Below are 20,866 nucleotides of genomic sequence, written 5' to 3'. Positions count from 1 at the left end.
TGTGACAAGGTGGTCTTTGCTGCCCGTGTTAACTTGGGATGGGACCTGAGCCGTCCCAAGCCCCCGCAAGAAAAGAGCCTCACGTGGAATCGCCCCAGCCCTTTAGGATCCTCACCGTCTGCACAGGGAACATCTGCCGTTCCCCAGTGGCGGAACGGCTGCTGCAGGCGGGCCTCAACCACGCAAGCCCAGGTTCATTCGAGGTTCGCAGCGCCGGAACACGCGCCATGGTCGGAGAGCCGATTCAGCCCCTGTCGGCCAAGATGATCAGCACCTTCCGTGGCAGCCCCGACAACTTCGCGGCCAGGCAGCTCAACCAGAAGATCCTCCGGGAAACCGACCTTGTGCTAGCCATGACGTCCAGGCACCGGGGCGAAGTCCTCCAGCTGGATGCCTCCTTGTTGAAGCGAACGTTCACCATCCGTGAATTTGCGAGGATGCTTGCCGTCCTGGAGACGCGTGGTGATGTTGTTCCGGAGGGCGGCATCCTGGAATTCTGGCGGGCCCTTCCCGCCCGGGCCGCTTCCGTGCGCCATCTGGCACTGCCGACCGATCCTGCCGACAACGACGTGATAGACCCCTACCGACGAGCGGAAGAGGTCTATCACCAGATGGAGGATGAGCTGGCCCCGGCCATCCTAGGCATCCTCCGCTTTGCACGCCTTACGGCGCCGGCCTAGTTAGCTGTCTTACGAGTTAAGTCCGGTCTAGTTAAGTCCGATCACCAACATTTGGCTCGTGCCAGGGATGCAGGTCTGCAGGACAACTGCAGGGAAGCCGCCGAAGACAGCCGCCACATTGTTGGTGGTTCCGGGGTTGGGCACTTGCCCCCTTCCGGTCACTGTGTACGTGCCGTAGCCCGGGATGTTTACCGTCTGTCCCGACACCGATACCGGAGAAGCGTGCCCAACCTCCACAGAAGTCGTGCTCTGTGATGAACAGTGCGTAGGCGTCCGTGGGAGTGAAATGGATCGGCCCTATGCATGCGTCCACCATGCTCTGGCCTCCCGATCCAGCTACGTAGATCGTCCAACCTGCAGCTACGGGAGCAGCAGCTTGCGCAGGAGCGGCTTGCGCAGGGGCGGCCTGCGCTGGTGCGGCCTGGACTGGCGCGGGGGCCGGCGCCGGCTCAATGAGTGGAACCGCAGGTCCAGTTAGTTTCAGGACTTGGCCGGGCACGATGACCGAGTAGCCGCTCAAGCCATTGGCAGCCAACATCTCATTCATGTTCACACCGAACCGGGCAGCTATGGAGCCCACGGTATCTCCGGAGACAACCGTGTAGAGGTTGGTATCGACTGCAGGCGGCGCGGGTTGGGCCGGTGCAGGTTCTGGAGCCGGCGCCGCGGCCACGGCCGGTTCGGCGGCGGGAACCTTGGCTTCAATCGCGGGTGCCGCTGCTGCTTCACTCGCCGCGGGCGTGGCCGGACTGGAGTCCGATGCTTGCGGGGCCGGCAATTGTTCGCTGGACACATTCTGGCCCACATCAGCAGCGGGGTTGTTTGCCTGTGAAAGAACCCCAAAAATTAATGGAATTAGACCTATAACAACGATGATGGCGATTGCGATCAGCAGGACTTTATTTTTGCGCGACCCAAGCAGCAAGGTACCGCCGGGCGCGCTCTTTGACAGAGTAGTTTGAAGCTCGTCATTGTAAATGTTCATTGGGTATCCCAGAATCCAAGGCGTCGGTCTGAGCACGCAGAAGCCCTATGGGAGGGGCGTATGCGATAGCGCAGAAATGTTGTGGGGAGCGCCACTCGTCACGTGCGAGGGAGCGAACCACCGCTGAGCCGGCGGAACAGAAATTCAGAAACCCTAGGGAACTTAATGCTAGGAATTGGCCACTGGCGCCGCACGAGTAGCAGATACTCGTCTTTTTCTTTGATGTCCTGAATTTGCACCAGGTAGTACGCAATTTTCCGGGATAGGCCACTTGTTTAGGCGGGCGCCGGTACTCGTACCGTTTCCTTCACCTGAGGCTCACCGTGTGTTCACGACGGCCCGAAACAGTGGAACCATGACTGATCTCTCACGCCGCACCCTCGTCAAAACATCCATAACCGGCTTGGCTTTGGCTGGCCTCGCAACCGGTACCGCCGCACCTGCGCCCGCCGCTATCCCGCTGGTCCGCAAACGCCTCACGCTCCCCACGGGAATCGCCACAGGGGATGTCACCACCGATTCCGCTGTCCTCTGGTCGCGCGCCTCGGGCCCGGGCCGATTGAGCGCCCGGCTACAAGCAGTGGATAACGCTGGCGAAATCCTGCGGGGACGCTACGGATTCAGCCGCACCATCCAAGGCCCTCTCGCTACCGAAGCCAGCGACTTCACGGCCAAGATCCACGCCAAAGGACTTCCTGCTGGAACCCGCTTCGCCCTTGAACTTAACTTCGAGGACGAGAACGGCCTCGGCGACGCAGTCAGGGGGACATTCACTACGGCGCCTGATTCAGCTGGGAACGGCGGTTCCGAAGACGAGCGCGGTGCGTCGTGGTCCTCGCAGTCCTTCGTGTGGACCGGCGACACCGCTGGGCAGGGCTGGGGTATCAATGAGGAAATCGGCGGCATGCGTGGCTACAAGGCAATGCACGCAACGCGCCCGGATTTCTTCATCCACTCCGGCGACACCATCTATGCCGACGGTCCCATTGCCGCCACGGTCACGGAGAAGGACGGCCAGGTGTGGCGGAACATCGTCATCGAGGAAGTCTCGAAGGTCGCCGAGACACTCAAGGAATACCGGGGTCGTCACCGATACAACTCGATGGACACGAACATGCGAGCCATGTTCGCCGACGTTCCCGTGATCGCCCAGTGGGATGACCACGAGACTCACAACAACTGGTACCCCGGCCAGATCCTGGACGACGCCCGCTACACCGAACGCAACGTGAACGTCCTGGCCGCCCGCGGCAGGCAGGCCTGGCAGGAGAACATGCCGATCGCGGACTCGGCGGCCTTATGGCGCCTGGGAACGTTCGACGCCGGCCAGTACCAACCTGCGCGCATCTACCGGAAGATTTCGCGCGGCCCGCAACTGGACATCTTCTGCCTGGACATGAGGTCGTTCAAATCCCCCAACACCGATGGCAAAGAGCCGTACGCAACCAACATCCTGGGTCAGGAGCAGGTCGACTGGCTGATCAAGGAAGTCCGCCAATCCAAGGCGACGTGGAAGGTGATCGCGGCGGACCTGCCCCTGGGCATCATCGTGCCGGATGGGCCCGTAAACCAGGAGAGCCTCTCCAACCGGGACAACGGCGCTCCCCTGGGACGGGAACTGGAAATCGCCGGCGTGCTGAGTGCTTTCAAGCGGGACGGCGTCAAGAACACTGTATGGCTGACGGCGGACGTGCACTACTGCGCAGCCCATCACTACTCCCCCGAGCGGGCCTCGTTCACCGATTTCGATCCCTTCTGGGAGTTCGTGGCCGGTCCTATCAACGCGGGCTCGTTCGGTCCGAATGACATGGACGGCACGTTTGGACCGGAAGTAGTGTTCGCCAAAGCTGGCCGCTTCCCGGGCGAATCCCCGCGGGATGGCGAGAACCAATATTTCGGGCACGTGGACCTCGCCCCGGACGGCACCTTTACTGTGAGCCTCCGCAACGCCAACGGAGCTGTGCTGTTCTCGAAGACCCTCACCCCGGAGCGCTAACCCAACTGGACGTCACTATTGTGTGTTGCCGGTCACTTAAGCGCGCTTTCGGCGTATGCTCTCCTCAGCGCAAAGGCAAGATGCGTTGTTCGCTTTTGGTGGGGCCACTTTTGAAGGCAGGGGTTCAGTGGCAGGAGTGAAGCACGAGGTTCTTCCGGTGCGCTCATGGGCGCGGCACGGTATGACGCTTTTTCTTGTAGCAGTCGGAGCGTGCGCGGTCCTTTTGGCGGCAGGACTCGGCAGCGGTATCGGCACACCCACAGCTCAGCTTGCCGGCGACTTTGCGATCCTTACGGCCGCGCTGACTGCCCTGATGACCCACACCAGAGCGGCTTTGCAGGGCGGCGGCAATACAAAGGCCCGATGGTTCGTGGTTGCCGGGTTGGCTCTTTGGTCCTGTGGCCAAGCACTCTGGACCTTCAACGGCATAGTGCTGGACCACGCATACCCCTTCCCATCGGCTTCCGACATTGGATTCGTCGGCTATGCGCTGCCCGTCGCCGTCGGACTTGTCCTGCTTTCAAGGGGTAGCAGCATCCGCATGTCAGTTGTCCGCACTGTCCTGGACGTGGGAACGGTGGCCAGCGCGGTTCTCTTCATCGCGTGGGGCGCAGTCCTGGGGCCGTTGATCGCGGAGGGCAACGTTGACACCCTGGCCTTTCTGACAACGCTGGCCTACCCCTTCGCTGACGTGGTGATGGTCTCGCTGGTGATCGTCCTGACCATGCGCGCCGCCCGTGGCCGGCGCCTTCCGTGGCTGTGCCTGGGCCTGGGCTTCCTGGTGCTCGCGTTGACGGACCTGACCTACGTGCGGCTTACCGCCGAAGGCGTTACAGGTGTGACCGGATCCCCCTTGGCACTCGGCTGGGTAGCAGCTTTCCTGCTCGTCGGGTTCAGCCCTCTGGCTCCGGAGACCAGCAGCAGCAAGAAAGACGGACGAACGTATGCTGCGGCATTGGAACTCCTGCCGTACATTCCCGTTTTTGGCGCAGTTCTTTTCAACCGCAGCCGGGCCATCAACTTAGGAGACCCGATACTGCTGATCACAGGCCTCTCTGTCTTGGTCTTCGTCATCGTGCGGCAGGTGCTGATTGTCGTCGAGAATGTGACGCTTACGCGGGACCTTGAGTCCAAAGTGGCGGCCCGGACGGCCGAGCTTGAGGGCTTGGGTGCGATCGTAAACTCCTCCGGCGACGCCATCATTGGCAAGACACCTGGCGGCGAGATCCTCAGTTGGAACCCTGGGGCGGAGCGGATTTTTGGCTATACCGCAGCGGAGGCCATCGGCAGGAACAGCGATTTCTTTATCCCGGAGGAACTACAACAGGCTGAACACGACGCCCTCCAAGCGACCGCTGAAAGCGGGGCGGTTCAGAACTTTGAGAGCCTGCGCAAGCGCGGAGACGGCTCCACCATTCCCGTCTCCGTGACCCTCTCCCCCGTCCGGAATGAATCGGGCATCTGGGGCGTGGCCACGATTTCCCGTGACATCACCGAGCGTAAAGCGGCTGAAGCCGAACTCCTGGCCGCCCGGGAAGCCGCCTTGGAATCGAGCAGGCTCAAGTCCGAGTTCCTGGCCACCATGAGCCACGAGATCAGGACCCCTCTGAACGCCGTGATCGGTCTGACGTCGCTCATGCTCGACACACGCCTGAACGAGGTCCAACGGCAGTACGCGCAGGGAGTCAAGGGGGCCGGCGAGGTTCTCCTGACGCTGATCAATGACATCCTGGACTTCTCCAAGCTGGAAGCCGGGAAGGTGGACCTGGACATCACAGCATTCGACCCCCGGGTGCTCGTGGAAGAGGTAGCTGGACTGGTTGCCGAACAAGCCCAAAGCAAGAACCTTGAGCTGATCTCCTACTGTCACCCCAACGTGCCGGAACGGCTCATGGGCGACTCCGGGCGGATTCGGCAGATCCTGCTGAACCTGTCATCCAACGCGGTCAAGTTCACCCCATCCGGCGAGGTGGAGATCCAGGTTTCAGTGGTCACCCAGGATTCAAACAAAGCCTCCCTGCGGTTTGAAGTTCGTGACACCGGAATCGGCATCAGCACCGAAGACCACCACCGATTGTTCGACTCCTTCGCCCAGGCAGATGCCTCCACCACCCGCCGGTACGGCGGCACGGGCCTCGGCCTTGCCATCTCCCGGCGGCTGACCGAAGTCATGGGCGGCGAAATCGGACTCGACAGCGAAATGGGTGTGGGCAGCAAATTCTGGTTTGTCCTGGACCTACCTGTCGGCCCTCCAGCCACGGACACTGGAATCCTGCCTGCCTCGCTCGCGGGCCGCAAAGTCCTGGTGGTGGATGACAACGCCACCAACCGTTTGGTGCTGGAGACGCAGCTTACAAGCTGGGGAATGCAGCCGGTGGCAGTCGCAGATGCGCGCAGTGCCATTCACGAATACCGTTTGGCCGTTTCGGAGCGCCACCCCTATGACATCGCCGTGGTGGACATGTGCATGCCGGACGTCGATGGTCTGGAATTGGCCCGCCAAATCAAGGAAGAGAGCAACGGCTCAGGCGGCCCGGGGATCATTCTGCTCACCTCCACCATGCAAGTGGACAAGGCCGATCTCGCCTCCGCAGGAATCCGCGAGTACCTCACCAAGCCCGTGCGGAGCTCCGAGTTCTACAACCGGCTCCTGCGGCTCGTGGCAACGAAAACGATGGGTAAGCCAGCGCCCCTTGGAACCCAGCCCGAGCTGCCGTCCCGGGACCCGGAACTCCTGCTGGGCAAGCTTCTGGTGGCTGAAGACAATGAAGTCAACCAGCTGGTGGCGCGCGGGATGGCGAACCGGCTCGGCTACGAAGTGGACATCGTCGACGACGGCGCGCAAGCCGTTGCTGCAACACTCACCGGAAACTATGCTGCCGTTCTTATGGACTGCCACATGCCTGTCATGGATGGCTTTGAGGCGACAAAAACCATTCGATCCCGTGATTCCAAAACCGTGAGGATCCCCATCATTGCCATGACGGCCGGGGCCCTGAACGAGGACCGCGAGCGCTGTTTCGCGGCCGGCATGGACGACTACATCAGCAAGCCTGTGGATCTGGACAAGCTCCGTGACATCCTGGCCCGGTGGGTGCCGCAGGAGCAGCTCGCGGAAGCACCGCCGTCGAACGTTGCTGTGGACGCTGCCGGGTCCGACGCCGCTGACGTTGCCGCCGCTGACGCCACCGTCCTCGACGAGGACAGGCTGCAGATCCTGCGCGACCTTGGACCGGCCGACGGTTTGGGCCTGTTGCCTGACGCCGTCAGGGCCTTCCGCGAGGAAGCCCAGCGCGCCCAGGAGAAGCTGCGCTCGGCTTTGGAGAGCGGGGAGGCCAACGCAGTCGAGGCGGCCGCGCACAAACTCGCGGGCGCCGCAGCCAACATCGGCGCTATGGGTGCCGCGACCTTGGCCAAAGACTTGGAACGACTGGGCCGTGAGGCGGGCCCGGGTGTTGCATCGCATGGAACGTATGTACTCGATCAACTAAATTCGGAACTCGCACGGGTGGATGGGGCACTCGAGCGCACACTAATGGGAGCCCCATGAAAGTACTCATCGCTGACGACGACCAGATCTCCCGGATGATCACCAAGGCCGCCGTCGAGCAATCCGGCCATGACTGCATCGTGGCAGTGGATGGCGACTCGGCCTGGGACCTTTACCAGGCCCATGCTCCGGCGGCCGTAGTGACGGACCTGATGATGCCGGGCCTGAACGGCTTGGATCTTTGCCGCGCCATCCGCGAGCGCGAGCAGGACACCTACACGTACGTCATCCTGGTGACGTCCCACGGTTCGCGAAAGGACGTCCTGGCGGGCATGGAGGCCGGCGCGGACGATTACGTCACTAAACCGTTGGACCCCTTCAACCTGCACATCCGCCTGCTGGCCGCGCAACGCATCACCTCGCTGCACGCGGACCTCGCAAGGTACAGGACAGCGCTGACAAAACAGGCCCGCACGGACCCCCTGACCAAGCTGCACAACAGGCTCAAGCTGACGGAAGACCTCGGACAGTTGCACAGCAGAAGCGACCGCTACTCGCGCGATTACTGTCTGGCGATGGTGGATGTGGACAACTTCAAGAGCTACAACGACATCTATGGCCACCAGGCGGGAGACGCCGCACTGGTGGCTATCGCTTCGACCCTTGCCGGTGAGGTCCGTCAGTCCGACGGCGTTTACAGGTTTGGCGGCGAGGAGTTCCTGCTGGTTCTTCGCGAGCAGACAGCTGCCGGCGCCGAAGTGGTCATGGAACGGGTTCGGGCAGCTGTTCACGCGCTGCAGATCGAGCACTCCGGCGACCCCGATGGCATACTCACAATCAGCGCCGGAGTCTCGGCCTTCGCTGATGGGCATCGCGCGGGGACCGAGCAACTGCTCCGTGAAGCGGACCTCGCTCTGTACGCGGCAAAGGCATCGGGCCGGAACCGGGTGACGCTGGCCAGCACGCTTTCGCAGGGCGTGGACTGAGCGTCTGGGCGCTCTGAGCGAAATCACTGGTTCCGTGTCAGAGGCCGTCTATAGAGTTGCCATATGAGCCACACTTCCTCCGCGCCTGCCGCTGCCCCTGTCAACGGTTCAGCACCCCAGCCGCCTGTTGCCAAACATGTCCCCAGCCGCCGCGAACACCACGGCGATGTCTTCGTGGACAACTACGAGTGGCTCCGGGACAAGGAATCCGAAGAAGTAGTGGACCATCTCAAGGCAGAGAACGCCTACCAGGAGGCTGTGACCGCCCACCAGGAACCGCTCCGCGAAGCAATCTTCCAGGAGATCAAGGGCCGCACCCAGGAAACCGATCTGTCCGTACCCAGCCGCAAGGATGGCTGGTGGTATTACAGCCGTTCGGTGGAGGGCAAGGAATACAGCATCCACTGCCGCGTGGTGGCCCGGAACACGGGTGACCCCGTAGCCGACTGGACTCCGCCCTCCGTTGAGCCGGGCGTGGAGATCCCGGGTGAGCAGGTGCTCCTGGATGGAAATGTGGAAGCCGAGGGCCAGCCGTTCTTCAGCATCGGTGGCGCTGCCGTGACCATCGACGGCAACCTCTACGCATACGCGGTGGACAACTCCGGCGACGAACGCTTCACCCTGCGCATCAAGGACCTCCGGACGGGTGAGCTCCTGCCGGACGTCATCGAGAACATCTTCTATGGTGTGGCGTTCTCCCCGGACGGCACCCGCATCTTCTACACCGTGGTGGACGATTCCTGGCGCCCCTACCAGGTCAAGGCCCACGTATTGGGCACGCCGGTTGCCGAGGATGAGGTTCTTTACCAGGAGGACGACGTCGCCATGTGGCTGGGCTTCGATCTCGCCTCCGACCGCCGGCACCTTGTGCTCAGCATCGGCTGCTCGGAGTTCAGCGAGACCCGGCTGCTCCGCTTTGACGATTACGACGCCGGTCTTAGCACAGTCATTCCTCGCGGGGAACACATTCTCTACGAGGCCGAGCCCTTCCTCCTGGACGGCAAAGAGACTCTTCTCCTGACCCACAACAAGGACGCCATCAATTCGATGGTGAGCCTGGTTGACCCGTCCGAACTGACCAAGCCCCTGGCAGAGCAGCACTGGCGGACCGTCGTCGAGCATTCCGACGACGTCCGCGTCAACGGCGCTGGCGTCACGTCCACGCACCTGGTGCTGTCCATCAGGAAGGACACCATCGAGCGTGTTCAGGTGCTGCCGCTCACAGGCCTGGGCACGCCGAAGCAGTCCGCGCCCGTGGAGCCGGCCTTCGACGAAGAGCTCTACACGGCAGGCGTTTCCAGTTCCGACTACGAGGCGCCCGTTATTCGCATGGGCTACACCTCCTACTTCACACCATCCCGCGTCTACGACTTCGTTCTGCCCACTGCAGAGCTGCCCTCAGGCCAGCTGCTGCTGCGCAAGGAAAGCCCGGTCCTGGGCGGCTACTCCCGGCAGGATTACGTGGCCACCCGCGAGTGGGCAACCGCCGACGACGGCACGCGGATTCCGCTGTCAGTGCTGCACCACGCTTCGGTACAGCAGGACGGCAAGGCCGCTGGCTTGGTGTACGGCTACGGCTCGTACGAGATGAGCATGGACCCGGCCTTTGGCGTTGCTCGCTTGTCGCTGCTGGACCGCGGGATCGTCATGGTCATTGCCCACATTCGCGGCGGCGGCGAGCTGGGCCGCCACTGGTACGACGACGGGAAGAAGCTCGCCAAGAAGAACACGTTTACGGACTTCATCGCCGCCACCGACTGGCTGGCTGGTTCCGGCTGGGTGGACCCCTCCCGGATTGCTGCGATGGGTGGTTCCGCCGGCGGCCTGCTCATGGGTGCCATTGCCAACATGGCTCCGGAAAAGTACGCGGCCGTGGTGGCGCAGGTGCCGTTCGTGGATCCACTGACCAGCATCCTGGACCCCGAACTTCCCCTGTCGGCCTTGGAATGGGAAGAGTGGGGCAACCCCATCACCGATCCTGAGGTCTACGCCTACATGAAGTCCTACACTCCCTACGAGAACGTGCGGAGCGTGCCCTACCCCAAGATCGCCGCCGTGACGTCCTTCAACGACACCCGCGTACTGTACGTGGAACCGGCCAAGTGGGTGCAGGCACTGCGTTCGGCATCCACCGGCTCGGAACCGATCGTCATGAAGATCGAGATGGACGGCGGCCACGGCGGAGCGTCCGGCCGTTATGTGCAGTGGCGTGAGCGGGCTTGGGACTACGCATTCGTTGCCGACTCCCTGGGCGCCACGGAACTGCTTCCTGGAGCCGGGCTCAAGTAGAGGTTAGTGCCGGACGAGCATGCTGATCCACATCGCGGCGAGCCAGTCCGAGAACCGTTCGTCGCTCCAACCGCGCTGCTCCACGAACCGGGTCCAGAGTGTGCCGTCCATGGTCGCGAACAGCACATCGCGGCATTCCTCTTCCGTGACGCCAAGCTGCCCGGTGGCAGCCGCAGCGTGTGCGTAACGCGTCGCCACATCCAAGCGGCGGTCGGCCCATTCGGTGAGCATGGCGACGGCGTCGGGCTCGCTCGCTGCTGCTCCCGTGAGGGCCTCAAGGAGAGGGGCAATCCGCCGATTGCTCGCGGCCACGAATGCGGCGTGGCGCCGGATCCTGGACGGCAGGTCCGGTTCGGCCAGGATGGCCTGCATCTCCGCCCTGTCGTATAGGGTCACGTCGGCCTCGTCGCCACGGAAATCGACGTACCAAACGTGCCGGAGCAGCGCGGCTTTCGTGCGGAATGCCGCGTATACGGTTTCGACGGCGACACCCGCCCGCTCAGCCACCTGCTTGACGGTGGTCTGCCCGTATCCCTGCGAGATAAACAGCTCGTTCGCCGCCGTGATGATGCTTCGCCGCGTCTCCGCAGCCTGCTGTTGGCGGCGGGTGGAATCGTACGACCTCTTGATTTTTGCGCCCATTGGATGCAGTATAACAGTATTCAAAACAGTCTCACTGTAATGGAGTTGGTCATGTCCACTGAGACCGATGCTTTCCTCACCGAAATAGTTCCCCAACAGCAGGCCGCGGACAGTGCAATCCACGACGGCGACGCCGGTCCCCGCCTCGCGCTGTGGTCGCAGAACGATCCGCTGACGCTCTTCGGTGCGAGCCTCAGCGGCAGCGGCCGGGCAGAGCTTGAGCCCATGTTCCACAACGTCGCCTCGTGGTTTTCGCACTCGGATTCGTTCGATCTTGAAATCATCGCCGCCGGTGTAAGTGGAGACCTCGCCTACACCGTCGGCTACGAGCACAGCACCACCACCGTTGAGGGCACTCCCCGGAAATACAGCTTGCGGGTAACCCACGTCTACCGTCGTGAAGACGGCGCCTGGCGGATCGTGCATCGTCACGCGGATTTTCCGGCGGGAGAGGCCAGCGTTTCGTTGCCCCCTGGCCGGAGTGATCCGATGAGGGGCGAGCGACCAGCGATGGGTAAGGAGACCGAGGCCTTCCTCGCCGAGATCCTGCCGAAGCAGCGGGACATGACGGTGGCCCTGCACAAGGGCGACGTGACAGCACGCATCGCTTTGTGGTCGCACACTGACCCCACCACCCTGTTCGGTGCGCACATCTCCGGAGTGGGCTGGAACGATCTGGAGCCCAAGTTTCGCCAGGAAGCCCGACGATTCGAAGGCGCCACCGGGTTCGAGTTCGAGGTTGTCGCGGCCGGTGCCAGCGAAAGCCTCGCCTACATCGTTGGGTTGGAGCACAGCCTCGCCGTTGTTGATGGCGTCCCGGCCGACTACACGATGCGAACAACGCACGTCTACCGTCGGGAAGACGGCGACTGGCGGATCGTTCACCGGCACTCGGACCTTATCCCAGTTCAACGACCCCGGTGACTACAGCGCCACTCTTTGTTGTGGCGGGCTCGGAGCTCGTGGGCGCGGTGTTAGCGGGCGCGGAACCCAGCGTTAGCGCGCGCGGAGCAAGGCGAAGTATCCGGGAATGAGGTCCGGGTCTGAAGGGTTGCTCAGCGGCCGGGTCTCGATACTCGTGGCGCCTTCCTCCAAAAGGTTCCAGTCCGCCGTCGGGAACGCCTTGGCACGCTGGGCGGCGCCGAAGCGGCCCGGCATCGGCAAGCCCTTGATGGCCCACTCCAAGGGGGCTGGAATGGAGTTGCGGGTGGCGCCGAGGTGGCTGACGTAATCCACCGGGGTGCCGGGAAAGTTGGTTTCGGCCAGGAACACGCTGCCGCGGGATCCGACGACGGGCAGCAGGTTTGCGGCCAGGGCCGCCCTTCCTTTGGAGTCCAGTACGTGCAGTACGCCCCGGATGAACACGTTGGCATCGCCTGAACATCCGGCTGCCCCAAGGGCCGTCCCTACAGTCTGTGCAGCGTCAGGTGCCGTCATATCGCACACGGCGAATGACGCCGTCGTGATGTCCCCTGACTCTTGCCGTGCGCGGTCTATGGCGTTCGCGGAGTAATCGAGCCCCAGCGCGTGCGGGAAATGCTGGGCCAGCAGGCGTGTGAAGCTGCCGTTGCCACACCCCACGTCCACCACGGGCAGGGACCGATCCATGCGGCCGAATTTGGGCAGGTAACCCTCAAGTTCATGGGAGCTGCCGGAATCCCACAACACATCCCCGGCGGCACCGGTGGACCTGACGTTGCCCCAATAACGATCCCACGCTGTGAGCGGGTCCTTGGGCGCATTCGAGGAAAGCCTGATGAGGCGGGGAATCAGCAGGTATTTCCGGAGCGCTGAGAGCATGCTCCAAATATATGTGGCGCTATTGCTCTTTCAGCCAAAGCAGGGCTTCTGTTTCTGAAGTAAAGAACCTCGTGGGGCATGGGGGTTTCATGATGCCAATGAAGAAGTTGGCGATGACCCGGTCCACGGGGGACGAACCCCAGAGGGCGATACTTGAGGCCTGGCAGGGTTTGGCGAATACTGAACGGGCGCCCCGGGTGACGTCTGCCGTGGTGGCCATGTCCACGATCATCGGGTGGCGCGCTTCCCCGCAGATCTCATTGACCCGATCCATTGCCCGCTGGGCGTCCGCCTCCTGGATCCTGGAGCCGCGCGGCCACGTTAGACGCAGGATTCCTGTGTCTTCGAGTTCCAGCTGGAACGTCACCTCTTGGTGGTCTTGCGGTGTTGCTGGCTGGTTCACTGATCTCCTTGGCATTTCCTCGCGGACGGCAGGAGGGCGAAGCCTCCCCCGGGCTTTCACCCTCTAGGCTGTCTAATCGAGCCCCGAATGTAAAGGGTCCCTCCCCGACGCAATGCCTTCCACGACGACGCAAATGAGCATCAAATGCCCCTTGCAGGGCCGAAGCCCGCGGTGGCGCTGATAGTGTGTTGCCAAATCTGGAATTACGGTGAACGAACGTTGTAACGGAGGGGGCTCAGTGGGTAAGAACGGGGCCGATGTGCAGCACGTTTCCCGCTCCGCCTTCGTGGCGGATTCAGACGCTGATCGTTTGGCCTTAACAAAGGCTGCGCTCAACGCCGCAGGGTTCGAAGTTTTCGCCGCTTCAGACACCGCCTCCATTGCCGCGCGGCTGGAAGCCGGTAGTCCCGCTGTAGTGGTGTTGGAGAACTCTCTGGCACATGGTCTTCGCAGCCCCGGCGTTCCTGTGCTGCTGCTCCTCAATGCCGGCGAATCCGTGGACCTCGAAGAAGCCCAAGCGTGGGGCGTCGTGGACTATGTGATCAACCCGGTGCGTGCCGATGAACTTGTCTACCGCGTTGAAACCTTGATCGGCAGGTCCCGGGAGCGTGCACGGTCCCGCGGAGAAGTAGAAGCCCTCCGCGAAAGCCTCCGGAACGTCTCATCGGCTATCCGGCAAACCAACGATCCCCAACTGATTGCCGACCATGTGGTGCGAGGATTCGGCGAAGCCCTCGGCATGGACCACGTCTGGTTTGCGACCTTCCGGGATGAACGCGTTCCCTCGATCCGCGCCCAATGGAACCGCCCGGGCACGCCGATGCTCCCTGCCAGATTGGGCGACAGCGAGAACCTGATCGTCGAGGCAGCCAACAGGCTATGGGCCGAAGCTGACGTTCTTGCTGTGACAGACCACCGAACGCAGCCGGAATCCAGGATTACCCAGGCGCTGAAGGACTGGTCCTGCGAGTTAAATCCGGTCTCTTCCGTGTTACTACCTGTAGGCGAAGGTGGGGCAGCTTTGGGCATCATCCTTCTCACCACGGTGGAGGAACGGCACGACTGGACCCGGCCTGAGATCGCATTGATGCAGCACGTCGCCGGGAATGTGGCGCACGGACTTATCCAGGGCCACCTCATCAGCGCCCAGCAACGCGTACTGCACCAGCTCAGGCAGTTGGACAAGGCCAAGACTGACTTCCTGGCAACGGTGAACCATGAACTCCGGACGCCCCTGACCTCCATCACTGCCTACCTGGACATGATCAGGGACGGTTCGGGCGGCCCTGTTCCTGAAGGCATCAGCAAGATGCTGGACGTGATCGCCAGGAACTCCGACAGGCTCCGCCGGCTCATTGAGGACATGTTGACGGTGTCCATGCAGGACGGAAGCAACCTGGACCTCAAACCTGTGGATATTGCCAAGCTCCTCCAGGTGGTGGTGGCCACCCTGCGGCCTTTGGCAGAGTCCCGGCACGTCGCTGTGTCCTTCACCGAGGGAACCGAGGACGTGGAGGTCACCGCCGATGAAGCCAAGCTGGAACAGGTCTTCACCAACATCGTGGCCAATGCCATCAAGTTCACCCCGGCAGGTGGACGGGTGGGCATCACGAGTTCGATGTTCGCATCGGCAGACGGTGGCCGTGCAGCGTTGGTCAAAGTGGCGGACACCGGCCTGGGTATCCCCGAACACGATCTTCCCCACATCTTCACGCGGTTCTACCGGGCCTCAAATGCCACGGCAGCTGCTGTTCCCGGAAGCGGCCTTGGGCTGGCAATCGCCCAGGACATCATCAGCCGCCATATGGGTCGGATGGTCTTCGACTCAAAGCTGGGCTCAGGGACTACGGTATCCGTTGAATTGCCCGTTGGCGGTCCCTGACTACCAATTGACCATCCCCAAATTATCGGTTGACTGCCCCTTCCTCGGCACTTGACGCCCTCATGGCGCCCTGCACCCGTCCATGACAGGCTGGTCAACGGCTGGCCTGAACCTGACCCACAAAGTCACTAATCTGCGACACAATCCGCAACAAAACTGATGCCCCGAGCAATAGCCCGGAGCATCAGTTTGAGTCATCTGGCCTTGAGAGGCGCTCCCCCAATTTAGTTCGGCCACCAACCTATGGTGGTGGTATTCGTTTTGGTGGTTGTGCTGTTCGGCCACCAGCCGATTGCCGTACTGTTGCTATCCTGCGAAGGCTCGGCGTTAGCCGGAGCAGCCAGCCCCGTTACTGCCAGAACTGCTGCCATGAGCAGTGTTGCCGCAAATTTCTTCATCCGCTGTGCCCTTTCATACTGATGCGAATTACCGGTGTGACTTGAAAAAGGTCACGAGGCAAACTATACGAGCTTTTCTTCACTAAGGACATGGATAATGGGCACATGCAGAGTCCACAATTAACGCCCCATCTTGTAGCCGGACTCAATGCTCGCGCCAAATGGAAAGAACGTAACTTTGACGAGGCCTTTCGCTTAGCCGGGGAAGCCGCACATCTTGCCGCTGATGCCGGGGATGAAGTCTCCTGGTGGAACATGCGTTACTTGCAGGCCGAATGCCTACGGGACCAAGGCCGGATCGATGAATACCTGGCGTTGGCACTGGAACTGAACGAGCACGAGCTCACGGCGTCCTCACCTGAGCTAGGGGCCAAAGCCGGGACCATGGTTGCCGTTGCCCTGCAGGGACTGGGGCGGCTGGCGGAGGCCGCTGCCATGGCCGCTGATGCCGCCAAACTTGCTGCCCGGGACGCGGACCTGGTGTACGTGCAGATCCTGGCGCAGCGCGCACTCATTGCTTCCCTTGCCGAAAGCCGGCTCCTGGACGATGCCTGGCGTGAGTGCTTGGAGCTGGAATCCCTGCTGACCGAAGACATCGACGAAGACACCGCAGGCAAGGGCTATTGGGTGATCGGCAATGTGGCCTTCCTGGCAAACCGGGTTGAAGATGGAAGCCGCTATCATGATCTTGCTTCCGAACGGCTGTCTCCATCCAAGGACGTGGACTTGTGGGCCCGCTTCAATCGCGCCTCGGCGGAAATGCGGCTTCAGGCCCGGCTGAGTGATGCCGCTACTCTCCGCTGTATTGAGAGGGCCGAGCTCGCTACAGACATCGTGGGCGGTTCCGAGCGGGACCATTTGGAAATGTCCCTGGTCCGCGCCCACTGGAACTATCTCAACGGCGACATGCAGGAAGCCCTCACCATCCTTGAGCCCTTGTGTGCGCGGTCTTCGATCCTCGCCACCCAAACCTCCGCGGAGTCCCACTTCCTCTTGGCCAGGACTTTGCTCGCCCTGGACCGCCGGGAAGAAGCCGTGGCGACCTTCAGCGAAACCGCAAGTCTTTTCGATCAGGCAGCGCTGCCTGATCGAAGCTTGGCCGTTCGAGAATACCTCCGGGATATGGTTGATCAGCGAGGCGAACCGCACGGGGGGTGACCATGCCTGAGGCAAACTCGAATGATGCAACAGATCCGCGCTTGGGGTTGCTGCTTGATGGCATCGTCAGGCTTGCTGCGGGAGACCTGAACACCAGGATTGAAATCTCTGATGCCCGCGACGAAATCGACGCCGTCATCATGGGCACCAACCTCCTCGCCGAGGACCTTCAGATCATCTATGAAGAGCTGGAGCAGCGGGTCGCAGCCCGCACCCGGCAATTGCACGAGGCCCACCGCGAAATGCAGCACATGGCCATGACGGATCCCCTCACCGGCCTTCACAACCGCTCCGCCTTCTCCGCCGCATTAGGCCAAGCCCAGGAGCGTGGCCCCAACGGCAGCCAACGGGCAGCCATCCTCCTGATGGACATGAACGGCTTCAAAGGCGTCAATGACTCCCTGGGCCACACCATCGGAGACAAGGTGCTGGAAACGGTGGCCAACCGCATCAGCGCTGCCGTTCGCGAGGAGGACATGGTGGCCCGCATGGGCGGCGACGAATTCGCAATCCTGCTGCAGGACGTTACCCCGGCGAAGGCGGCTTCCATCGGGAACCGGATCCTCGCGGCGCTGGACGGGACCATGGAGATCGAAGGCCAACACGTACGGTGCGGCGCCAGCATGGGCCTCCGCATGGCGGATACCGGCAAGACCGCCGAGGAATTGATGATGGAAGCCGACATCGCCATGTACGAATCCAAGGCTGATGGTCGCGGCAAATTGAAGGTTTTTGACGCCGACATGCTACTTGCCCGGCAACTGCGCAACCAACTCGTCGGTGAGCTCAAAGAAGCGATCGCCGGTTCGCAGCTGGTGCTCTACTACCAGCCCATCATCCGCTTGGACACCCGCGGAATTGAAGGCGTCGAGGCCCTGGTCCGTTGGAACCACCCCACCCGCGGCATGATCATGCCGGATGAATTCATCCCCATCGCCGAGGAAACGGGGATGATTTCCGATCTGGGCGGGTGGGTGCTGCGCACCGCCGTCGAGCAGTTGCAGCGGTGGCGCAGCGACCCCCTCACGGGACGCCACGACTTCAACATGCGCATCAACGTGTCCGCCGCAGACCTCCAGCGACTGGAGTTCGTGGAGGACGTACGCGAAGCCCTGGCCTCGGCCGGGCTGGACCCCTCGCTGCTGGTTCTGGAGCTGACCGAAAGCGCAGTCATTCAAGGCAACGACCTTGACCGCTACACGCTGAACAGCCTCCGGCGGCTCGGCATCGAGATGGAGATCGACGATTTCGGCACCGGCTACTCCTCCATTGACTACCTCCGCCGCTTGCCCGTGCACGCCGTCAAGGTGGACCGAACACTCCTCTCCGCGCTCGGCAGCGACCCCGCGCAGCCCGCCCTCCTCGCGGCAGTCCTGCAACTCATTCGTGCGTGCGGCCTGGGTGCGGTGTGGGAGGGCATCGAAACCGCGGAGCAGGCAGACTTCCTGCTCAGTATTGGGTGCACCAGCGGCCAAGGCTACTACTTCAGCCGGCCGTTGCCGGAGGCACAACTCACCGAACAGCTGAAGCACCACAAGACCTGGCCGATCCGGGATTAAACGCACGACGGCGGTGGGTTGGCTTTATTCTGCGGCGCCCTTTCGGCTGGCTGACGGGCGCCGGCGGCGTCCGGCCCCCTCTTGGCGCGCCCGCCATTCGGAGTCGAGGATCGCATAAATGTTCTCGGTGGCCCACTGGCCTTTGTAGTGCCAGTTGTCCACGAGGGTGGCCTCCAACCGCATACCCAAGCGTTTGCAAATGCCGGCGGAGCCGGTATTGAGCGCATCGAGTTTCGCGTCTATGCGGTGGAAGTTCAACTGGCCGAACGCCAGCTTCATGACAGCCTCCGCCGCCTCCGTGGCGATTCCCTGACCCCTGCCCTCGGGGTGGAGGATCCAGCCAAGCTCAGCCTGGCCTGTTCCCTCCAGCCATTTCAGGACGATCTCGCCCATAAGTCCTGGGCGGTCCTGGCGTTCAATGGCGAGGCAGGCCCAGTCGCCTTCATGCTTGAACTGGGCATTCGCGTAGCGGCCCAGAACCTCCATGGATTGCGTCTTGGTCAGTTCGTTTCGCAGCAGGTACCGGGCAGTTTCCGGCAGCGACTGATACGCGTGGAACCGCTCGAGGTCCTCGGCCTCGAAGCGCCGCAGAATGAGTCGTTCGGTCATGATCGGAAGCTCAATTTCGGGCATGTCTTCGAGGCTACTAGGCGGGTCCAAATTCTCGCCGCGAGCTTGGCCAGTCTTGACAGTTGGCCCGATCTGGGATTACCTAATGAACATTCGGTAAATAAAGCTGGAGGCAATGACGCATGGTTGAAACAACCCTCTCCGGTGCAACGCACCACATCCTGACGAACGACTACGCGTCTGAATGGATGGGCATTGAGGTCCTCAAGATCGACGACGGCCATGCCACCATCCGCATGCACCTCCGCCAGGAAATGCTCAATGGATTCGGAATGGCCCATGGCGGAATGATCTTCGCCTTCGCGGACACGGCCTTCGCACTGGCCTGCAACCCGGCCAACCCCACGCCAAAGCAAGCCGCCAACATCACGGTGGCATCCGGCGTCGACATCAACTTCATCAAGCCGGCGTTCGAAGGCCAGGTGATTACCGCCGTCGCAAACCGTCGCGCGAGTACCGGCCGGAGCGGCCTCTACGACATCCAGATCTACGCGGCTTCACCCGGCGCCGCGGGCGCCACCCCCGATCCAGATCCCGGAGAACTCATTGCAGAGTTCCGGGGCCGCAGCCGCACCATCTCCAAGAAGTAGGAACTCCAGATGACCCAGAACACCGTCGCCGCGCCCGCGTCGCCCTCCTCCAAGGAAGCGGCCCCTATCCTGGACCGCGAAGAGACGATGTCCCGCGACGAGCTCGAAGCACTCCAGCTCAGCCGCCTGCAGCACACGGTGGCGTACGCCTACGATCGCGTGCCGCTGTACAAGCGCAAGTTCGATGAAGCCGGCGTGCACCCCACGGACCTCCGCGAGTTGAGCGATCTCGGCAAGTTCCCGTACACCACCAAGGAAGACCTCCGCCTGGAGTACCCCTTCGGCATGTTCGCGGTCCCGCAGCACGAGGTTGCCCGCATCCACGCGAGCTCCGGCACCACCGGCCGCCCCACCGTGGTGGGCTACACCAAGAACGACCTCGCCAACTGGGCAACCCTGGTGGCCCGTTCCCTGCGCGCCTCCGGCGTCCGCCCCGGAATGAAGGTCCACAACGCTTACGGCTACGGTCTCTTCACCGGCGGCCTCGGCGCCCACGCCGGCGCCGAAGCGCTGGGCTGCACGGTCATCCCGATGTCCGGCGGCCAGACCGAACGCCAGATCCAGCTCATCCAGGACTTCAAGCCGGACGCCATCCTGGCCACCCCCACATACCTGCTCACGATCGCCGATGCCATGGCGCATCAAGGCATCGACCCCACCTCCACGTCACTGAAGTACGCCGTGCTGGGCGCCGAGCCGTGGACCGAAGAGATGCGCCACGAACTCGAAACCACCATGAACATCAAGGCCTGCGACATCTACGGGCTCTCCGAAGTCATGGGCCCGGGCGTCGCTGGCGAGGCTGTTGAAACTCAAGACGGCTGCCACATCTGGGAAGACCATTTCCGGCCCGAAATCATCGATCCGTTCGATCATTCCACGGTCCTCGGGGACGGCGAACCCGGCGAACTGGTTTTCACGTCGCTGACCAAGGAAGCGCTGCCGATCATCCGCTACCGCACCAAGGACCTCACCCGCCTGCTCCCCGGTACCGCCCGCCCGGCACACCGCCGGATGGGCCGCATCACGGGCCGCAGCGACGACATGATCATCCTCCGCGGGGTGAACCTCTTCCCGTCCCAGATCGAAGAAATCGCCCTGCGGATCCCCGAGCTCAGCCCGCACTTCCAGCTCGAAATCACCCGCCCCGAGGGCAAACGCATGGATTCGCTGACCGTGAAAATTGAGCGGCGCGAAAACGTCCCCGCAGAGTCAAGCACGACGGCGGCCCGCACCTTGCGCGAGCAGATCAAGATTCACGTCGGGTCTTCTTGCGTGGTTGACGTTGTGGAGCCTGGTTCTCTTGAGCGTTCCAACGGGAAGCTCCGCCGGATCTACGACCTGCGGCCAAAGGGCTGACATGCGGCGTCGCTGAACG

At 62.5% G+C, this 20,866-nt stretch carries 17 protein-coding genes; 11 read left to right on the top strand and 6 right to left on the bottom strand.

The window, feature by feature from the left end:
* The first annotated feature begins 83 nt into the window (after positions 1–83).
* Positions 84–680 carry an arsenate reductase/protein-tyrosine-phosphatase family protein gene (locus ACTAQJ_RS21690; protein ID WP_498699309.1) on the top strand — a complete coding sequence of 199 codons (597 nt, stop codon included), beginning with the start codon at positions 84–86 and terminating at the stop codon, positions 678–680.
* Positions 681–711: 31 nt separating this feature from the next.
* On the opposite strand, the gene ACTAQJ_RS21685 is transcribed toward ACTAQJ_RS21690, so the two are convergent.
* On the bottom strand, positions 712–1,665 hold the full coding sequence (locus tag ACTAQJ_RS21685; RefSeq protein ID WP_498699306.1) for a LysM peptidoglycan-binding domain-containing protein: 954 nt from the start codon (positions 1,663–1,665) through the stop codon (positions 712–714).
* A 355-nt stretch (positions 1,666–2,020) separates the two neighbouring features.
* On the opposite strand from ACTAQJ_RS21685, the gene ACTAQJ_RS21680 reads away from it, so the two are divergent.
* The 4 genes from ACTAQJ_RS21680 (at position 2,021) to ACTAQJ_RS21665 (ending at position 10,426) form a co-directional block, all read left to right on the top strand.
* The gene (locus ACTAQJ_RS21680) at positions 2,021–3,661 is read left to right on the top strand and encodes an alkaline phosphatase D family protein (RefSeq protein WP_498699304.1); all 1,641 of its coding nucleotides are present in this window, start codon (positions 2,021–2,023) and stop codon (positions 3,659–3,661) included.
* 181 nt (positions 3,662–3,842) lie between these two features.
* The gene (locus tag ACTAQJ_RS21675) at positions 3,843–7,211 is read left to right on the top strand and encodes a hybrid sensor histidine kinase/response regulator (RefSeq protein ID WP_498699303.1); all 3,369 of its coding nucleotides are present in this window, start codon (positions 3,843–3,845) and stop codon (positions 7,209–7,211) included.
* On the top strand, positions 7,208–8,137 hold the full coding sequence (locus ACTAQJ_RS21670) for a GGDEF domain-containing protein (RefSeq protein WP_498699301.1): 930 nt from the start codon (positions 7,208–7,210) through the stop codon (positions 8,135–8,137). Before ACTAQJ_RS21675 ends, ACTAQJ_RS21670 begins: the two co-directional genes overlap by 4 nt.
* 63 nt (positions 8,138–8,200) lie before the next feature.
* A complete protein-coding gene (locus ACTAQJ_RS21665) occupies positions 8,201–10,426 on the top strand; it encodes a S9 family peptidase (RefSeq protein WP_498699299.1) in 2,226 nt (741 codons plus the stop codon).
* A 3-nt stretch (positions 10,427–10,429) separates the two neighbouring features.
* Here ACTAQJ_RS21665 and ACTAQJ_RS21660 read toward each other — a convergent pair whose 3' ends face one another.
* On the bottom strand, positions 10,430–11,068 hold the full coding sequence (locus ACTAQJ_RS21660; RefSeq protein ID WP_498699297.1) for a TetR/AcrR family transcriptional regulator: 639 nt from the start codon (positions 11,066–11,068) through the stop codon (positions 10,430–10,432).
* A 51-nt stretch (positions 11,069–11,119) separates the two neighbouring features.
* Here ACTAQJ_RS21660 and ACTAQJ_RS21655 point away from each other — a divergent pair, with 51 nt between their 5' ends.
* Positions 11,120–11,992: a nuclear transport factor 2 family protein gene (locus ACTAQJ_RS21655; RefSeq protein ID WP_498699295.1), complete on the top strand. Its 873-nt coding sequence runs from the start codon at positions 11,120–11,122 to the stop codon at positions 11,990–11,992.
* A gap of 72 nt (positions 11,993–12,064) precedes the next feature.
* Here the strand turns inward: ACTAQJ_RS21655 and ACTAQJ_RS21650 are convergent, their stop codons facing one another.
* Both ACTAQJ_RS21650 and ACTAQJ_RS21645 read right to left on the bottom strand, forming a co-directional pair.
* Positions 12,065–12,868, bottom strand: a complete 804-nt coding sequence (locus tag ACTAQJ_RS21650) for a class I SAM-dependent methyltransferase (RefSeq protein ID WP_498699293.1) — start codon at positions 12,866–12,868, stop codon at positions 12,065–12,067.
* 19 nt (positions 12,869–12,887) lie between these two features.
* Entirely contained in the window at positions 12,888–13,271 is a 384-nt protein-coding gene (locus ACTAQJ_RS21645) for a DUF7793 family protein (protein ID WP_498699289.1), read from the bottom strand.
* 238 nt (positions 13,272–13,509) lie between these two features.
* Here ACTAQJ_RS21645 and ACTAQJ_RS21640 point away from each other — a divergent pair, with 238 nt between their 5' ends.
* The gene (locus ACTAQJ_RS21640; RefSeq protein WP_498699286.1) at positions 13,510–15,153 is read left to right on the top strand and encodes an ATP-binding protein; all 1,644 of its coding nucleotides are present in this window, start codon (positions 13,510–13,512) and stop codon (positions 15,151–15,153) included.
* 224 nt (positions 15,154–15,377) lie between these two features.
* Here ACTAQJ_RS21640 and ACTAQJ_RS21635 read toward each other — a convergent pair whose 3' ends face one another.
* A complete protein-coding gene (locus ACTAQJ_RS21635; protein ID WP_224088709.1) occupies positions 15,378–15,551 on the bottom strand; it encodes a hypothetical protein in 174 nt (57 codons plus the stop codon).
* Between the two features lie 105 nt (positions 15,552–15,656).
* Between ACTAQJ_RS21635 and ACTAQJ_RS21630 the strand changes: the two genes are divergently transcribed.
* Positions 15,657–16,709 carry a hypothetical protein gene (locus ACTAQJ_RS21630; protein ID WP_498699280.1) on the top strand — a complete coding sequence of 351 codons (1,053 nt, stop codon included), beginning with the start codon at positions 15,657–15,659 and terminating at the stop codon, positions 16,707–16,709.
* Between the two features lie 2 nt (positions 16,710–16,711).
* Positions 16,712–18,268, top strand: a complete 1,557-nt coding sequence (locus tag ACTAQJ_RS21625) for a putative bifunctional diguanylate cyclase/phosphodiesterase (RefSeq protein ID WP_498699276.1) — start codon at positions 16,712–16,714, stop codon at positions 18,266–18,268.
* Between the two features lie 24 nt (positions 18,269–18,292).
* Here the strand turns inward: ACTAQJ_RS21625 and ACTAQJ_RS21620 are convergent, their stop codons facing one another.
* Positions 18,293–18,901 (bottom strand): GNAT family N-acetyltransferase, encoded by a 609-nt coding sequence (locus tag ACTAQJ_RS21620; protein WP_498699274.1) that lies wholly within the window; start codon positions 18,899–18,901, stop codon positions 18,293–18,295.
* Between the two features lie 119 nt (positions 18,902–19,020).
* Between ACTAQJ_RS21620 and ACTAQJ_RS21615 the strand changes: the two genes are divergently transcribed.
* Positions 19,021–19,488, top strand: coding sequence for a hotdog fold thioesterase (locus ACTAQJ_RS21615; RefSeq protein ID WP_224088717.1), 468 nt, complete (start codon positions 19,021–19,023; stop codon positions 19,486–19,488).
* Positions 19,489–19,497: 9 nt separating this feature from the next.
* On the top strand, positions 19,498–20,847 hold the full coding sequence (gene paaK, locus ACTAQJ_RS21610) for a phenylacetate--CoA ligase PaaK (protein ID WP_498699270.1): 1,350 nt from the start codon (positions 19,498–19,500) through the stop codon (positions 20,845–20,847).
* Positions 20,848–20,866: the final 19 nt, after the last annotated feature.

Source organism: Arthrobacter sp. alpha11c (genome assembly GCF_054149985.1).
This window is presented reverse-complemented; position numbering and strand designations above follow the sequence as displayed.

Coding starts and splice junctions, on each gene's coding strand:
- ACTAQJ_RS21685 (WP_498699306.1), bottom strand. CDS start 1,665: ATGAACATTTACAATGACGAGCTTCAAACTACTCTGTCAAAGAGCGCG.
- ACTAQJ_RS21680 (WP_498699304.1), top strand. CDS start 2,021: ATGACTGATCTCTCACGCCGCACCCTCGTCAAAACATCCATAACCGGC.
- ACTAQJ_RS21675 (WP_498699303.1), top strand. CDS start 3,843: ATGACGCTTTTTCTTGTAGCAGTCGGAGCGTGCGCGGTCCTTTTGGCG.
- ACTAQJ_RS21670 (WP_498699301.1), top strand. CDS start 7,208: ATGAAAGTACTCATCGCTGACGACGACCAGATCTCCCGGATGATCACC.
- ACTAQJ_RS21665 (WP_498699299.1), top strand. CDS start 8,201: ATGAGCCACACTTCCTCCGCGCCTGCCGCTGCCCCTGTCAACGGTTCA.
- ACTAQJ_RS21660 (WP_498699297.1), bottom strand. CDS start 11,068: ATGGGCGCAAAAATCAAGAGGTCGTACGATTCCACCCGCCGCCAACAG.
- ACTAQJ_RS21655 (WP_498699295.1), top strand. CDS start 11,120: ATGTCCACTGAGACCGATGCTTTCCTCACCGAAATAGTTCCCCAACAG.
- ACTAQJ_RS21650 (WP_498699293.1), bottom strand. CDS start 12,868: ATGCTCTCAGCGCTCCGGAAATACCTGCTGATTCCCCGCCTCATCAGG.
- ACTAQJ_RS21635 (WP_224088709.1), bottom strand. CDS start 15,551: ATGAAGAAATTTGCGGCAACACTGCTCATGGCAGCAGTTCTGGCAGTA.
- ACTAQJ_RS21630 (WP_498699280.1), top strand. CDS start 15,657: ATGCAGAGTCCACAATTAACGCCCCATCTTGTAGCCGGACTCAATGCT.
- ACTAQJ_RS21625 (WP_498699276.1), top strand. CDS start 16,712: ATGCCTGAGGCAAACTCGAATGATGCAACAGATCCGCGCTTGGGGTTG.
- ACTAQJ_RS21620 (WP_498699274.1), bottom strand. CDS start 18,901: ATGCCCGAAATTGAGCTTCCGATCATGACCGAACGACTCATTCTGCGG.
- ACTAQJ_RS21615 (WP_224088717.1), top strand. CDS start 19,021: ATGGTTGAAACAACCCTCTCCGGTGCAACGCACCACATCCTGACGAAC.
- paaK (WP_498699270.1), top strand. CDS start 19,498: ATGACCCAGAACACCGTCGCCGCGCCCGCGTCGCCCTCCTCCAAGGAA.